At 46.4% G+C, this 15,575-nt stretch carries 16 protein-coding genes and 1 other RNA gene; 9 read left to right on the top strand and 8 right to left on the bottom strand.

Annotated elements, in window-relative coordinates:
* Nucleotides 1-27: 27 nt before the first annotated feature.
* From Q0V21_RS13965 to Q0V21_RS13950, 4 genes are all read right to left on the bottom strand, one after another.
* On the bottom strand, nt 28-1,389 hold the full coding sequence (locus Q0V21_RS13965; RefSeq protein WP_301879557.1) for an MATE family efflux transporter: 1,362 nt from the start codon (nt 1,387-1,389) through the stop codon (nt 28-30).
* A 208-nt stretch (nt 1,390-1,597) separates the two neighbouring features.
* A complete protein-coding gene (locus Q0V21_RS13960; RefSeq protein WP_301879407.1) occupies nt 1,598-2,779 on the bottom strand; it encodes a putative glycoside hydrolase in 1,182 nt (393 codons plus the stop codon).
* Nucleotides 2,780-2,938: 159 nt separating this feature from the next.
* On the bottom strand, nt 2,939-3,127 hold the full coding sequence (locus Q0V21_RS13955) for a hypothetical protein (protein WP_301879406.1): 189 nt from the start codon (nt 3,125-3,127) through the stop codon (nt 2,939-2,941).
* 175 nt (nt 3,128-3,302) lie between these two features.
* Complete coding sequence (locus Q0V21_RS13950; RefSeq protein ID WP_443146418.1) at nt 3,303-4,115, bottom strand: YitT family protein; 813 nt, start codon at nt 4,113-4,115, stop codon at nt 3,303-3,305.
* Nucleotides 4,116-4,427: 312 nt separating this feature from the next.
* Between Q0V21_RS13950 and cshA the strand changes: the two genes are divergently transcribed.
* The 4 genes from cshA to Q0V21_RS13930 all read left to right on the top strand — a co-directional run bounded on the left by cshA (nt 4,428) and on the right by Q0V21_RS13930 (nt 7,862).
* The gene (gene cshA / locus Q0V21_RS13945) at nt 4,428-6,020 is read left to right on the top strand and encodes a degradosome RNA helicase CshA (protein ID WP_079345612.1); all 1,593 of its coding nucleotides are present in this window, start codon (nt 4,428-4,430) and stop codon (nt 6,018-6,020) included.
* A gap of 183 nt (nt 6,021-6,203) precedes the next feature.
* Nucleotides 6,204-7,040 carry a YesL family protein gene (locus Q0V21_RS13940; protein ID WP_079345610.1) on the top strand — a complete coding sequence of 279 codons (837 nt, stop codon included), beginning with the start codon at nt 6,204-6,206 and terminating at the stop codon, nt 7,038-7,040.
* A 51-nt stretch (nt 7,041-7,091) separates the two neighbouring features.
* Nucleotides 7,092-7,283: non-coding RNA, 6S RNA (gene ssrS / locus Q0V21_RS13935), on the top strand.
* A gap of 186 nt (nt 7,284-7,469) precedes the next feature.
* Nucleotides 7,470-7,862 carry a DUF1499 domain-containing protein gene (locus tag Q0V21_RS13930; protein ID WP_024629239.1) on the top strand — a complete coding sequence of 131 codons (393 nt, stop codon included), beginning with the start codon at nt 7,470-7,472 and terminating at the stop codon, nt 7,860-7,862.
* 72 nt (nt 7,863-7,934) lie between these two features.
* On the opposite strand, the gene tpx is transcribed toward Q0V21_RS13930, so the two are convergent.
* The gene (tpx, locus tag Q0V21_RS13925; protein WP_024629240.1) at nt 7,935-8,453 is read right to left on the bottom strand and encodes a thiol peroxidase; all 519 of its coding nucleotides are present in this window, start codon (nt 8,451-8,453) and stop codon (nt 7,935-7,937) included.
* A 148-nt stretch (nt 8,454-8,601) separates the two neighbouring features.
* On the opposite strand from tpx, the gene Q0V21_RS13920 reads away from it, so the two are divergent.
* Complete coding sequence (locus Q0V21_RS13920; protein WP_285074498.1) at nt 8,602-9,225, top strand: rhomboid family intramembrane serine protease; 624 nt, start codon at nt 8,602-8,604, stop codon at nt 9,223-9,225.
* Between the two features lie 70 nt (nt 9,226-9,295).
* Nucleotides 9,296-10,207, top strand: coding sequence for a glutamate biosynthesis transcriptional regulator GltC (gltC, locus tag Q0V21_RS13915; RefSeq protein ID WP_024629242.1), 912 nt, complete (start codon nt 9,296-9,298; stop codon nt 10,205-10,207).
* 47 nt (nt 10,208-10,254) lie between these two features.
* Here gltC and Q0V21_RS13910 read toward each other — a convergent pair whose 3' ends face one another.
* Together Q0V21_RS13910 and Q0V21_RS13905 are read right to left on the bottom strand one after the other, a co-directional pair.
* Nucleotides 10,255-10,935, bottom strand: coding sequence for a zinc metallopeptidase (locus Q0V21_RS13910; RefSeq protein ID WP_024629243.1), 681 nt, complete (start codon nt 10,933-10,935; stop codon nt 10,255-10,257).
* A 28-nt stretch (nt 10,936-10,963) separates the two neighbouring features.
* Nucleotides 10,964-11,392, bottom strand: a complete 429-nt coding sequence (locus Q0V21_RS13905; protein ID WP_024629244.1) for a MerR family transcriptional regulator — start codon at nt 11,390-11,392, stop codon at nt 10,964-10,966.
* A gap of 354 nt (nt 11,393-11,746) precedes the next feature.
* On the opposite strand from Q0V21_RS13905, the gene Q0V21_RS13900 reads away from it, so the two are divergent.
* The 3 genes from Q0V21_RS13900 to Q0V21_RS13890 are packed head-to-tail and all read left to right on the top strand — an operon-like array spanning nt 11,747 to nt 15,009.
* A complete protein-coding gene (locus tag Q0V21_RS13900) occupies nt 11,747-13,147 on the top strand; it encodes an ammonium transporter (protein WP_079347272.1) in 1,401 nt (466 codons plus the stop codon).
* A 33-nt stretch (nt 13,148-13,180) separates the two neighbouring features.
* On the top strand, nt 13,181-14,275 hold the full coding sequence (locus tag Q0V21_RS13895; RefSeq protein ID WP_024629246.1) for a DUF294 nucleotidyltransferase-like domain-containing protein: 1,095 nt from the start codon (nt 13,181-13,183) through the stop codon (nt 14,273-14,275).
* Complete coding sequence (locus Q0V21_RS13890; protein WP_301879397.1) at nt 14,272-15,009, top strand: exonuclease domain-containing protein; 738 nt, start codon at nt 14,272-14,274, stop codon at nt 15,007-15,009. Before Q0V21_RS13895 ends, Q0V21_RS13890 begins: the two co-directional genes overlap by 4 nt.
* Here the strand turns inward: Q0V21_RS13890 and Q0V21_RS13885 are convergent.
* Nucleotides 14,995-15,483 carry a M67 family metallopeptidase gene (locus tag Q0V21_RS13885; RefSeq protein ID WP_301879396.1) on the bottom strand — a complete coding sequence of 163 codons (489 nt, stop codon included), beginning with the start codon at nt 15,481-15,483 and terminating at the stop codon, nt 14,995-14,997. The genes Q0V21_RS13890 and Q0V21_RS13885 overlap by 15 nt on opposite strands.
* Between the last annotated feature and the right edge of the window lie 92 nt (nt 15,484-15,575).

The raw sequence follows: 15,575 nt of genomic DNA, 5'->3' as shown, positions 1-15,575 counted from the left end.
TTGCCGGGGGCTGTGCTCTTTGTTTTTTTATTTATTTTCCGCCATGTGTACCGAGGCTTGCTTCTGTACAAGGAACAATCTCCAGAGAAGCGCCGTTGCTCCAACCGCGAGGCCGGCAATGAGTCCAACCCAGTATCCAAAGGCGCCGAGTGAAGTATACGTAGCCGTAATGTAACCAACAGGCAGACCGATGATCCAATACGCGACAAACGTTATGATCAATGCAGGATTCACGTCCTTGTAGCCCCGAAGCGCTCCCTGCGTTGGGGTGGCAATGGCATCAGAGATCTGAAAGAAGATGGCGTAGATCAGGAAATGCTGTGTCAATGCAATGACCTCGCGATCATTCGAGTACACGCCTGCAATCTGTTCCCCAAATACAATCAGTACTACAGCGGTGAGGAGAGATAGTGCAATGGCACCTCCGATGCCAAGCAGACTGTATTGCTTCGCATCTCTCACACGCCCTGCACCCGCCTCGTAGCCCACAAGAATCGTGAGAGCCATACATATACTCACAGGAAGCATATACAGCGTAGAAGCGAAATTCAGGGCCGCCTGATGGGCAGCAATTGTGATGGTATCAAATCGGCTCATCAGTAATGTGACGGCAGCAAAGATCGAAGTTTCAAAAAAAGTAGCAAATCCGATTGGAACACCAATCTTAAGCAGCTCTTTCCATTTGGCTAGTGAGACTTTGGGCATCTGCCGAAAGATGCCGTATTGGGCAAATGGCTCTATCCGATGTACAAAAAAGAGACTGATAAGGAAGATGAGCCAATATGTACTTGCCGTAGCCACACCTGCTCCGACACCTCCCAGTTGGGGAAAGCCCCAGCGCCCGAAGATAAGTAAATAGTTCAGGAGGATGTTTACAGGCAGCGAGACCAGCGTAATCATCATGGTAATACGCGTCTGGCCGAGTGCGTCCATAAAGCTGCGCAACACCGTGTAGCCGAACAGGGGTATGACTCCAAAAGCCAAAGCACACAGGAAATAGAAAGCGACCTGGCCAACCCGAGGCTCCAAAGGCATTCCATTCAGGATAGGTTTAAGCAGCAATGCACCTGCAGCAAGGACGACGAATCCGACCGCCACGCCGAGATACAAGCCTTGAACGACGCTATGACCAATCTTGTCATTGCGCTTTGAACCAAGCAGGTGGGAGACGACAGGTGTGATCCCGATCAGTATACCGCTCAGTCCAGTTTGTACCGGCAGCCACAGACTTGTACCAATGGCCACACCCGCGAGGTCTGCAGGGGAGAACTTGCCTGACATATTGGTATCGAAAAACGACATGGCAGATAGGGCAATTTGTGTAGTGAAGATGGGCAAAAATATAATCAGGAATTGCTTAACTTTCTGAGAAAAGCTGGTGGTGGTCATGTTCACTGGCAATGCCTCGCTATTCTAAAGAGTTATCACTAAACTGTCATGTACGGACAGCTATTTATTGTAGTGGATTTTGCCCCGTTTGAACAGGGAGGGGATCATGGCTGGTGCGGAAAGTAAGGGTGATAACACAGTAAAAAACCTCGCTCCGTACGGGACGGAACGAGGTCATTGGAATAAAGTGATCAAGAATAAGAGTGCATTATTTATAGTTTACATCTGGCGTATATCGGTTGGAGGCATTCCAGAGCAGGTACTCATCCACGTCCATGTCTTTCATCGCGCGAATCTGATCCTCGACTTGTTTCTTGCCATATTTGATGTAATGTCCATTGCCTAGCCAGCTTGCTGTAAAGTCCTGAATCCATGGGCGGATAACGGGTTTGAGCTCCTTGGTTGGATCAAGTTTTTTATGTGTATCTTCCATGGAGCCTTTGATGGTCGCATATGGATTTTTGTCAGGGTCTTTCACACCGTACCAGCCGGTGGAGTAGTGACTTGGATAAACCATGGGCGAGATGACATCCACGTTTTGAGATATTTTCACAAAATCCTGTCCAATACCCTCAGCTGCGGGTACAGAGGCCGCATAACCGAATATATCAACCGAGACTCGGACCCCTAGCGGTGCAAGCTCTTTGCGTGCATACTGCACGAATTCGGCTACGATGTCGACCCGGGACTTGTCGGATTTGGTGTATTTCAATGCGTCTGCACGCGTTTCAAAGCCTTCCGGGAACCGAACATAGTCGAACTGAATTTCCTTAAACCCCAATTTGGCAGCTTCCTTGGCAATCTCTATATTGTAATCCCATACTTCTTTACTGTAGGGATTTACGAAGCTGTCGCCTTTGCCGTTGGCCCATATGGAACCGTCCTTGTTGCGGAAAGAGAGTTCCGGATTTTTCTTGGCCAGAATCGTATCCTTGAATACGACAACTCGTGCAATCGGGTAAACATCATGTTTTTGCAGGCGTTTCATCAGCGCATCCATATCACGGATAAAAGGTTGGGATTTGCCCATTTCCTGTAACGTCTTGTTCTCCGTAGGGTAGGTTATGTATCCGAGATCGTCCTTGATATCAATGACCATGGAATTGAGCTCCGTGTTATCCATCAAATCGAGCAATGATGTCATGCGTGCACCACCAGCGCTGTAGGCCGTTACATAGATGCCTTTGACGACGGGTGCATCGGGTTGTGGGTCAATTTTGGCAGGCGGGTTATCCGCATCAATAACGACCTGATCTTTTTGAGATTGAATGATGGCGGTGTTGAAACTGTTTGTTAATGATTGAAAAGGTTGATTCCCTTGATCTGCTGTAGCTGGTGTACCACTGAAGGTTCCCAAGGCCATAGCCAGTAAAGCCCAAAACATATTCATTCATTTCCACTCCCCTATGTGCATTCCATGTTTGAATTATACAATAAAGCCTCTGGGCTTTTAACCATATTAATCAAGTAATGAAACAGATGGAAAAAATGAAAACCGCTTCCTGTTGAGGGTAACCCCACAAGAAGCGGCATGATCAATCTAAAAAAATTATTGAATGTAAACCTCATTTTGATGCTCACAAATACTGTACTGAATGATTTCCATTGCGTCTCCCTGTTCCAGGATGCCCAGCCCATCCCGGAGAACAATCAGTGAGTCGAGCTCATTCGGTTTCAAGAAAGGGAGCATTTCCGGGCACCATCTGTTGACGATTTCAAACAGTTTTACCGTTTCCATATCCACAATAATCACCCTTTCCTACTCGAATTCCAAAATGGTAAGTCATTCGGCGCGAATCGGAAAAGCACATGGTGCTGTGAAATTGAAGGGCACATCCTGCTATACAACATATTTAGGAGCCGTACACCGTTATTATACCACAATGTTTTGAATTGTTAACCGTACATCTGTCTCAACTTCGGCGGAAAGAGCCCATGACCCCAACTGTTTCCACAATATTAACAAAGGCGTTGGGATCGGTTTCCTTGATAATTCGCTTGATTTCAACAAGCTCGTACCGAGTAGTCACTGTCATTAACATGTCCTTTTCAATGTCTGTGTATGCTCCCTGGGTCTTGATTTTGGTGACCCCGCGAGGCCGAATAAGCAATTTTTTCAACATCGCTTCGGTTTCATTTGTAATAATATACAATGTGACTTTCACATGGCTGATGTGAATCAGATCCAGTACTTTGCCCGTGATATAGATCGATACCATGGAGGCAAGAGCAATGTTCCAGTCATTATTTAGATAGCCAGCGAGCATAATAATAGCACCGTTCATCCCGGCCATCACTGTACCAATGGGGAAGTCGCGATTACGGGTGAAAATGGAACCGACGATGTCGAGCCCGCCCGTCGAGCCGCCAACCCTGAAGGAAACACCAGTGCCCAGTCCCACTAACACGCCGCCAAATACACAGCTCAGAAGGGGATCTGTTGCCACAGCAAAAACAGGCAGAAGCGCGATGAACCATGAAGTGGCTGCTACCGAGACAATACTTAATGTAATGAAGCGTCGTCCAAGAATAAACCAGCCTGCAACGAGCAGGGGGATGTTCAGAACAAAATACATGATACTAAGATTCAAATTTGTAAAATAGCCAAGAAGCATGGAAATACCGGATACCCCGCCGCTAAGAAGCTGATGGGGAACCAAAAACCAGTTGAAGCCGCAGGCAATAGCTGCAGCACCCAATACGATCACTAAAAAGTGCCAAACCATTTTGGGCAATTTAATCACCTCATTTATATTTAAAACCAGATTGCTGGTAATCTTGATTTGTTTTGTGATATAATGATTTGTGGATATTCTTGAGTAGGAAACTTTTTCCAAATGGAACGATAAAATTTGAAATGTTTCAAACACATGTATGTAGTTTTAGTCTTATGTTGGGGACCCATTCACGAATAATGTTCTTTTGTGAAAATAATTCGGCTTGATGGGATAACCTATAAATATTAACGCTACTTAAGAATACAGACAACAAAGTGGATTGTCCACCATGTCCACCATATAGAAGGAGTATGAATAATTTTGACAAATTTAAATTTCACAGATTTCAATCTTGAACCACTGGTGCTGCAAGCAATCACCGAACTTGGTTTTGAAGAGGCAACCCCGATTCAATCCAAATCAATTCCTCTTGCTCTTGAAGGCAGAGACTTGATCGGTCAAGCTCAAACGGGTACTGGTAAAACCGCTGCATTTGGTATTCCATTGATCAGCAAAATCTCCAAAAGCGATGAAAAAATCCGCGCCCTCATTATGGCACCTACACGTGAACTTGCGATTCAGGTTGCCGAAGAAATCGAAAAACTTACCCGCTTCAAAGGTTTGCGCTCCCTGCCAATTTACGGAGGACAAGATATCGTTCGTCAAATCCGTGCACTGAAAAGAAAACCACAGATCATCATTGGTACACCAGGACGTCTCCTGGACCATATCAACCGCAAAACAATCAAACTTGATGATGTACAAACTGTTGTATTGGATGAAGCAGATGAAATGCTCGACATGGGTTTCATGGAGGATATTCAATCCATCCTGAAACAAGTTCCAGACGACCGTCAAACGATGCTTTTCTCAGCTACAATGCCTCCTAACATTCAAAAATTGGCTCAACAATTCTTGAACAACCCTGAGCACGTATCCGTGATTCCTAAACAAGTAAGCGCACCTTTGATTGACCAAGCTTACATTGAAGTGCCTGAGCGTCAAAAATTCGAAGCACTCAGCCGTTTGCTGGATATGGAATCTCCTGAACTGGCGATCGTATTCGGACGTACAAAACGTCGTGTTGACGAATTAGCTGAAGCTCTGCAAAAACGTGGATATTCTGCTGATGGTCTTCATGGTGACTTGTCCCAAAACCAACGTGATACAGTAATGCGTAAGTTCCGTGACGGCAGCATTGATGTACTCGTTGCAACAGACGTAGCTGCTCGTGGTCTCGACGTATCCGGCGTAACTCACGTTGTGAACTTTGACCTTCCGCAAGATCCGGAGAGCTATGTTCACCGTATCGGCCGTACAGGTCGTGCAGGTAAAGAGGGTGCTGCTTGGTCTTTCGTTACTCCGCGTGAAATCGACCACCTGCACTTTATCGAGCGTGTAACACGTCACCGTATTCCACGCAAACCACTGCCAACAATGGCAGAAGCGGTAGAAGGCAAGCAACGTTTGACAGCTGAGCGTTTGCTCGAAATCGTACAATCCGGCGAACTGAACGAATACAAAGGTATCGCGATTCAAATGCTGGAGCAATATGATTCTGTTCAACTGTTATCGGCTGCTCTGAAGCTCCTGACAGGTGACAAAAAAGATGCTCAAGTTGATCTGACTCCTGAAGATCCGATCCGTGCAAAACGTCGTAAACCGGATGTTCGCTCTGGCGGACGCAAACCATCGGGTTACAGCGGCACACGCAGCAGTGGTGGTGGCGGTGGTTACAACCGTGATCGCAACAGCAGTGGCAGTGGTAGCGGCGGACGTGGTGGATATAACCGCGATCGTAACAGCAGTGGCAGTGCAAGTGGCAGCAGAGAAGGTGGTTACAACCGTGACCGCAAACCGCGCCCAAGCAACAACGAAGGACGTCGTCCTGCCAAAGATTCTTCTTTCGAATAATATATAAGTTTGAACTGGAAAATGGGGCAGGGCGACTGCTCCATTTTTTTATGTGCAGAATATGCCATCCCAGTGTACCGTTGATCTCTTTTCGGGAAGTGCTGGCTTTTCCTATCTATAATAAGGTATATTAATATTATTAGACTTCAGGTTAGACGCAAGGCTGCGGAGGAGGAGAATTGTTTGGAATTTAAAGGAGCTATGGGTGGGATCTACCGACTTACAGAGTGGATTACGAGACTGGCCGCAACCAATCTGTTGTGGGCTATTTGTTCGTCTCCGTTCTTGTTTTTCTTGTTTATGAAAGTGCTCGTCATGCAGCAGAACCTCGCCAACGAATCACTTCAAATGAACTGGGCTATAGCCATTGTGGCACCGCTTACACTATTCCCGGCGACTTCGGCCCTGTTTACGGTCGTACGTAAATGGAATATGGGTGATACGGACGTGCCGATCTTCCGTACTTTCTTTGTAGGTTACAAAGAGAACTACAAACAGAGTTTAATCGGAGGTATCTTTTATACCTTGCTGTTTGCCATTATGTATCTGGATTACACAGTATACATGACACAATTCAAGAATATGCAGCTGGTCGGAATTATTATGCTCGTACTGTTGCTGCTGCTGTTTGTTTCTCTCTTTAACTTCTTCTCGATGGTTGTACATTACCATATGTCCATCGGATTGATTATCAAAAATGCGGTTCTGTTGACGCTGATTAGACCATTCCGTGTATTTTCCACGTTGCTGGGAAGTGGATTGTTGTTCTATATCGGTTTTCGTTATCCGGTCTTGTTCATCTTCTTTATCATTAGCATTGTTGCCTGGTTTGCTTTCTTCAACTTCTACGCAACCTTTAATAAGATGCAGGAGCAGATGGAGAAGATGCAGCTGAAGAAAGAAGAAGAGGAAGCTGCACAAGCCGCAGAACAGGCAGGAGAATCGGTTGAGACAGTAGGGGCGGTTGAATCCTCTGAACCGAAGCCATCTGACGAAAAACACGATAATCTCCAAAAATAAAACATGAGCTGTCACCATTTACTTTTTACACAGTTAGGGATATAATAATTGTACATCCTGCGATGTACGTTTCGGTTATTCGTTGTTTTGAACCAATGATGATGTCTTCGGGAGATCAATACAGAATGTTGCTGAAACGCCCTGTCTATATGACATGGGGACTTCAAAAAACATTTTTGCGGCCACCCACCTGCCAAGCAGGTTCATAAGACAATGTAGCCGGACGGCATAGGCGGGTTTCTATTTTTATCATGTACAGCACCCTGACTTTTTCCTCTAATCCAGGAATTGCAGGGTGCTTTTTATTTGAATTTTTTTGTTGAATCGGCTGTATTTTGTTAAAAGTGTTGCTTGCCCTTTTGTTACTACATGAACAATGTTACACTAGTATACATAAATGGAACGGTTACATTCAAAGGAGGAAGGGTCTTGACCTTAAAGAGAACGCTCGTCGGTATCATCCGCAGCATGGAGGGAACCAGCGATCGAGCCAAGGATCCCAAATTAAAAACACGGTATTATAACTTATCCAAAGACAGAGCCTGGGAAGAAGTTTCTTCGACACTCAAAAAAATTCCGGGTTATAAAGTACTGCATGAAGTGCCTTCTGTGGGAGAGGTCATACTGGAGAAGCGGACTACCTTCGGACGGACGATGGATATTACGGTTTCCATTATATCGGTAAGTCCTGTACGCAGTGCGGTCGATATGTATTCGGCTTCACGTGGTTCACTCGGAGACCTGGGTTCTAATTATCGCACAATCATGAATTTGTTCTCTGTATTGGATAAGAAGCTGAGCAAGTATAAGTCAAATGATTGAAATAGATGGTGAATAACAAAAAGCGAGAGAAGGTGAACCTTCCTCGCTTTTGTTCTGAACGTGAGCTACCTTTTACAGCAAGGCTTTTACAGCGGAAATCGCTTGCTCGAAGTTAGGGGAGTCTGTCATTTCAGGCAGATATTCCACATATGTAATTCGGTCTTCAGCATCCACCACGAAGATAGAGCGCATGTCCAATTGGAATTCTTTGATCAGAACACCATAGTCTTCACCGAATGAACGTGTTTTGTAATCAGACAGTGTTACGACGCGATCAACTCCGGCTGCTCCACACCAGCGTTCTTGTGCAAATGGAAGGTCAACGCTAACTGTCAATACGACAACGTTATCTCCGAGATCTCCAGCTTCAACATTGAAGCGACGGGTTTGGGCATCGCATACGCCAGTATCCAGTGAAGGAACAACGCTGATTAATTTGATTTTACCTGCGAAGTCTTTCAGTGATGCATCTTCAACCAGGTTTTTGCTCAGTGTAAAATTGGGTGCTTGATCGCCCACTTTCAACTCGGGTCCGATCAATGTAATAGGGTTACCTTTAAAGGTGGCTGCGCCTGTACGTTCTTGTGCCATAATAATGTTCCTCCTTATAAGTTGGTGATCCGTGCCAAAATCCATTATAATCTTTTATGAAAGGCATTGTCCAATTCGGACGAAAGATCATTAGAATGGATCAGACTTGCAGGCCGATCTGAACAGGGTGGAGTGAAAGCAGAAACTTATGATATTTATAAGGTATGAGAACTGGAAAAGTTATTTGAAATTTTTCCCTTTGACGTCGATTATTTTAATAGCCAATGTTGTGATGTTTATTGTGTTAAGCCTGAACGGTGGTTCGACGAATAGCATGACGCTCCTTAAATTTGGGGCGCTCTCAAATCATGAACTATTCGCTGAGTGGTGGCGTTACATTACGTCTATGTTCCTGCATGCAGGCTTCAGTCATTTGTTGTTTAACAGCTTCGCTCTCATCGTATTTGCACCACCAATGGAACGACTGCTTGGGTCGGTGAGATATGGTGTGCTGTACTTGGGTGGAGGCATTCTGGGCAACATTCTGGCTGTGGCATGGTATAACTCGGTTGGAGCGACAACAATCTCGGTAGGTGCTTCAGGCGCGATCTATGCAATCTATGGTGCGTTTCTGTATGTAGCGTTATTCCAGCGGACGATGATGGATGAAGCCTCACGTAAAACGTTGTATACACTGCTTGTATTCGGAATTATTTTTTCCTTTGCCATGTCAGGCATTAACTGGATGGCTCATTTGGGTGGGTTGTTAGGTGGATTCTTCATTTATGGACTTCTCATCCGCTTGTGGAAACCCCGGAGCTTTAAGCAGTAGTTGGATTGATCTGAAGACGGAATGCAATCAAGGATAAGTAGGGTATAGCAGATTGGAGAGATCAGGGGCAGTGGAATTAAGACAGTTGCATTACTTTTTGAAAGTGGCACAGAAGGAGCATGTTACGCAGGCGGCGGAGGAATTACATGTGGCGCAGTCTGCGGTGAGTCGTCAGATTCATCAGCTGGAGGAAGAACTGGGAGTAGACCTCTTTATGCAAAAAGGGCGAAATCTGCAGTTAACCGCAGTCGGACAGCTCTTTTGCAAACGAGTAGAAGGCATATTGAAAGATCTGGACAAGGCGGTCGGGGAGGTTCATGAGTTTCTTGACCCGGAGCATGGTGAAATTCGTATCGGTTTTCCTCACAGTCTCGGTATTCACTTGATTCCTTCGGTTGTAGCAGCGTTCCGTCAGCGTTATCCTAACGTCAAATTCAGATTCAAGCAAGGCATGTTCCCAACGCTCATTCGTGATGTGTTATCGGCTGAGGTGGATTTGGCATTTATATCTCCGTTCCCGGAGAAGCACGACCAGGTGGATGGTGACATTGTACTTACAGAAGAGCTGCATGCAATCCTTCCGCCGAATCATCCATTGGCCGGTGAGGAGAGTATTGCGTTAGAACAGCTCAAAGATGATAAATTTGTGTTATTCAGTAAAGGATATTCTCTGCGTCCGATTGTCTGGCATGCGTGTCTTGAAGCCGGGTTTACGCCCAAAATTGCTTTTGAGGGTGAAGAGACGGATACCATTCGCGGGCTGGTTGCGGCTGGCATGGGTGTAAGTTTGCTGCCGGAAATGGCGCTTTTCCAAACGAATCCGCTGCAGCCGGCGCATGTAGCCATTTCTCATCCGAAAGTGACGCGTACGATTGGGTTGATCCACCGTGCAGATGACAAGCTTCCACTTGTTGCGCAGTCATTTCGTTCATTCTTGCTTAATTATTTCGGTTTACAGCAAAACAATACCCCATCCGATTGACGGTGGGGTATTGTTTTTTTTTTGTTTTGTTTTGTTTTGGTATTCAATTAGTCACGGCTATTGAAAATTCCGATGTAACGAATCAGTTCAAGCAATGAGATTAGCGCTGCGGCAACGTAGGTCAATGCTGCGGCATTCAATACTTTGGCGACGCCTCTCTCTTCTTCATTCCGGATATAACCTTCCGATACCATAATCTCTCTTGCGCGGTTACTTGCATTGAACTCGACCGGCAAAGTAATAAGTTGGAACGCAACGGTTACCGAGAAGAAGATGATACCAATTCCGACAAGGTTCATTGCGTTAAAGATGAAACCGGCAATGAGCAAGAAAGGTGCAAGTCCGGAAGCAAAGTTGACGATTGGGAAAATTCGGTGACGCAGTGCCAACATCGGATAATTTTCCTTATGCTGGATTGCATGGCCTACTTCGTGACACGCAACGGAGACAGCCGAGATAGAGTTTTCATAATATACAGGCTCAGACAACCTCACGACTCGATTAATCGGATCGTAGTGATCGGAGAGTGCTCCACGCACAGGCTCAATAGGAACGTCGTGCAGGCCGTTTGAGTCCAGCATGTGACGGGCAGCATCGTACCCGGTCATTCCATTCAGGTTTTTAACATCGGACCATCGGTTGAATGTACTCTTAACGCGAAATTGCGCCCATAAGGAGAGCAAAAAGGCGATAATGATCAAAACGAACATACCGTTATTAAAACTCATATTCATTCCTCCGCTTTCTAATAATAAGCTACATCATGGTGTTCTCAAGCAAGATTTTCAAGGCTTCCATCGTACCGGCACTTTTGGCGAGCAGTCCAGCCATCATTTTGCGTGCTTGTACAGGTTTCATCTCGCCAAGCAGTGGTTTAAGTTCATTCACCTCTCGCTCAAGCTGTTGCACGTGGAGCTCTAAGGTTGTCAATTTGCTGGCAACCTGTTCTTCCGTGCTCACCAGACTCCACTTCTCAAGAGACTGCTTAATCTCGTCGAGACTATATTTCTCTTGTTTCATCTGTACAATACGTTCAAGCCTGGTTAAAGTTTCATTACTATAGAGACGATAGTTTTTTTCTGTACGCTCTTCTGGAGCGATGAGACCGAGCTTCGTGTAATAATCAATCGTCCGTTCACTCACACCTGCAGTTTTGGCAAGTTCGCCAATCCGAAACAATTTCATATCCCCAATGATATTCACCTCGCTTGCACATTCAAATGTAGGGAATTGTAGATTCCAGTTGCGGCTTTGCATAACCCGCCCAATTTTTTTCTTACTATTAGTTATGATACATGATCTTTAACCATACAGTCAAACGTTACGCTTTAGTGGCTATCCCGCTGCGTTTCTATATCTATGTGCTTATGAGGCATGATTATGTACTTAAGTGCAAGAAAAAGACGTATGACTTTATTCCCAGAAATATTTTTCAGTTTTGATGAAAATACTCTTGTCAACTTTCCTGTCTTCTGCTTATAATGGCATTAAGAGTTTCACGATATGTGAAGAAACTTAACACAAGAGGGAGTGGGGTATATGAGAAAGAAATGGTTGGTGTCGGTGTTAATAATGCTCACGTTACTGGCTTTCCCGGTCAGCGCATTTGCAGCTGCGGAGGGGCCGACTAACATCGAACTTCAAAGCGGTCTTAACTCAGCCTTTACGTTTCTGGCTGTTGTGCTCGTTTTCCTGATGCAAGGGGGATTTGCTCTACTTGAAGCGGGTTCGACTCGAATGAAAAACGCAGGACACATTGCAGGTAAAACCATCCTGACATTGGGAATTTCGGTTATTGCCTTCTGGGCTCTGGGCTTCGGTCTTGGTTTCGGCAATGGTAACAGTTTCTTCGGAACAACCGGATTTTTCCTGAGTGGGGACGGAATGGCTGCTTCGTTCGAATCACTAGCCTTCTCTGATGTTCCGCTAACAATCAAATTTGTATTCCACCTTGCCTTTGCAGCGGTATCCCTGGCGATTGCCTGCGGTGGTATGGCAGAACGTGCAAAGATGAGTGTATATATCGTTTTTGGTACGCTGTATACCATTATTATGTATCCTGTTGTTGCTCACTGGGTATGGGGCGGCGGCTGGTTGGCTGAGCTTGGTATGCAAGATTTTGCAGGCTCCACAGTTGTCCACTTGACGGGTGCGACTGCTGCACTGGTAGCAACAATCCTGTTGAAGCCGCGTATCGGCAAATATAACAAAGATGGTAAACCTAACATCATTCCAGGTCATAACCAGGTTTACTCCGTACTGGGTGTAATTATCCTCTGGATCGGCTGGTTCGGTTTCAACCCAGGTAGTACATTATCTGCTATGGGTGATGGATTCTTCGGTTATGTGGCATTAACTACAAACGTAGCTGCGGCTGCGGGTGGTGTTGCTGCACTGTTAATCTCATGGGCTGTATTGGGTAAATCCGATATTCCTAGCATGCTGAATGGTGTGCTCGCGGCACTGGTTGCCATCACAGGTGCTTGTGCTTTCGTTGAACCATGGGCAGCTCTGGTTATTGGTGCTCTGGCTGGTATTATCACATTCTTCACAGCTCAATACTTTGAGCGCAAAGGAATTGACGATCCAATCTATGCTTTCTCTGTACACGGTATTGCCGGTATGTGGGGAGCAATCTCCACAGGTTTGTTCGCAACACCGGAACTTGCTGAGAATGCAGGCGTAGGTCAAGCGGGTCTGTTCTATGGCGGTGGTTTCCACCAACTGGGTGTTCAGCTTTTGGGTCTGGCAGGTGCATTTGCCTTCGTACTGGTCATGTCCTTCATTATTCTCGGTGGTATGAAAGCTGTCATGGGAATCCGTGTAACGGAAGAAGAAGAGACGATGGGTCTGGATTTAAGTGAGCATGGTACTTACGGGTACCCTGAACAAATGAAAAATGGTGAAACGAAATCCAATGGCGGTACGTTCAGCTCCTAAGAGGAATGATTGCTGAATCATGCTTCAAGGAGGCTGGATATGATGGAACCCATCCCGTATATAAATCAATCCTGGTCCTATCAGGGAATAGATGGTGCGGCATCTTCTCAAGAACTGCGCCAGGCACGTGTGATATTGCAGAATGAGCTCCTGGAACTGTTGTCCGCTTCCTTGTCGCCGATTGAATGGTACCAGACGGTAAATGAACTGCATGACCGGGTTGCTCGGCGCGCAGTAGAGTTATGCATCCAGGGGATGGTAGAGGAAGGCCTAGGCCGACCTCCCGTCCCCTATGCCTTTATCGTTTTTGGCAGTTCCGGCAGGCAGGAAGCGACGTTATGGAGTGATCAGGACAATGGCATGATAATCAGCGATACCCCGCATGAGGATAAAGAAACATATTTTGCCGAACTCGGACTTCGAATGACCGATATGCTGGAGGAACTAGGCTATGCCAAATGTGAAGGCAAAGTGATGTGTTCTGAGTCTTTATGGAGGAAAACGCTGGAATCATGGAAGGAACAACTGAAAGCATGGGGATCGGATCTGTCATGGGAGCCGGTTCGCAATTTGATTATCGCTTCTGACATGCGTTTTGTTGCGGGTGAGCCTGAGCTGGCGGAGGAATGGATTTCTGCGTTTTATGAAGGGTTCAGGTCAGTTCCTGAGCTTTCCGATGCCGTGCTGCGCAATACCGTTAAACACAAGGCGACACTCAACATCCTCGGACGGGTAGTGACCGAACGATTCGGTGAACATGCAGGTGGGTTTGATGTGAAATACGGCTTGTACATTCCGCTGGTGAACAGTGCGCGTTTTCTGGCTTTGCAGCATGGTATCAAGGAAACATCCACGCTCAAGCGAATTCAGAGGTTGGTTTCGCTTGAAGCAGTTCCGCTTACTTTGCTGGATGCAGCTCAGCGTGCATTTATGACAGCTTTGAGGCTTCGACGCAGTACACCTATTGTGATCAAACATGGATTGCAGCATAGCGGTGGTTTCCTGAATGAGAAACAGTTGAAGGAAAAACAAATGCTTTATGAGCTCCGGGATACGTTAGGGTTGGTGCGGCGAGTACATCGTGCGCTGCAAAGACAACTTCGGTTTGCAGAAAGGAGACGTCCATGAGAGAGCCGGCAAGGGGCAATACTGGATTTTGGAATTCGCTGCGCCAGGGAGGGGTTCCTTCCGCCATCGCTTCCATAATGGGAGCCCCTACGGCGCAACATATGGCGTTTATCCGTTCGATGATGAGAGAGCAGCGCAGACCCGAGGTGCTGCACACGCCCTTGAACGAGTTGAATGCGGTCGTATTTGATCTGGAAACGACAGGCTTCTCTCCCCAACATGGGGATGAGATTCTTTCCTTTGGGGCGGTGCGCATTCATGGCGGTGTCATGCTGGAGAATGAGCAGTTCTATACGTTGGTTCAGTCCAAAGTCTCCGTTCCGGAACACATTACCGAATTAACGGGAATTACACAGGAAATGACGCTGGATGCTCCGTCGCTGCTGGAAGGCTTGCATGATTTCATGTCTTTTGTTGGCGGGAGTGTACTGGTTGCTCATGCAAGCGCGCATGACCGGGCTTTTCTGAATGCGGCCTTATGGCGGACATCCAAAGTAAGGCTCACGCACCGGCTCATTGATACGATGATGCTGGCGCGTTGGCTTGAACCGAGCAGAACAGGCTATGGGCTGGATGAATTGCTGGAATCCAGAGGCATTCCAATCTATGGACGCCATCACGCCTTGGAGGATGCCAAAATGACTGCACAATTATGGTCCTGTTATCTGGAGGATATGACTCATCAAAATGTAAACACATTGGGCGATCTGTACACCCAGTTAAGTCACGCATAGCTGGGTGGCCTGTAAGCTGTAAGAATGGACATGGGCCATTCCAATGGATGAATCAGGACCTGTGTGGATCTGATAACCGTTTAGAAGCATCTTTGGTTGTGATTCAGCATTAAGATCAGGCGACCCGATAAGATATACCTGGAGCAATCCGGCGAAAATCGGTAGGTTACGCAGATCCTCGTTGGAAGGAATGGGCGTGGTTCGGGGGTGGGAGTGAAAGAGTCCGATTAATTGTGGCTCATTGAACACACAACGAATCCAGTCTGCATCATCCAGCGAGAAATGGTGCAGCGGGTCAGGCGCTACGTTACGAATCGGCTGAAACCGACTGATTCGTATGCCGCCCGCTGCGGCTTCACCCAGCACAACCCCGCAGGCTTCCATTGGCAGCGACGCGAACATATGCTTAGACATTTCTTGCTCTACGGAGCGGGGGATGTAGAAGCTGTTCTGCTGCCCGTGGAGTGCTGCCATTTGTATTCACCCCTCTCTCTTTGGCTCCTGCTTCGGCAGGAGTCCTTTTTTAATTTTATTTTGTTTAACCCGGATTGTAAAATTTTAAAGGA

This window comes from Paenibacillus sp. 11B (assembly GCF_030487755.1).
GTDB lineage: Bacteria > Bacillota > Bacilli > Paenibacillales > Paenibacillaceae > Paenibacillus > Paenibacillus vandeheii.
Note: the sequence above shows the minus strand (reverse complement) of the source record. Positions and strands in the feature narration are given on the sequence as shown.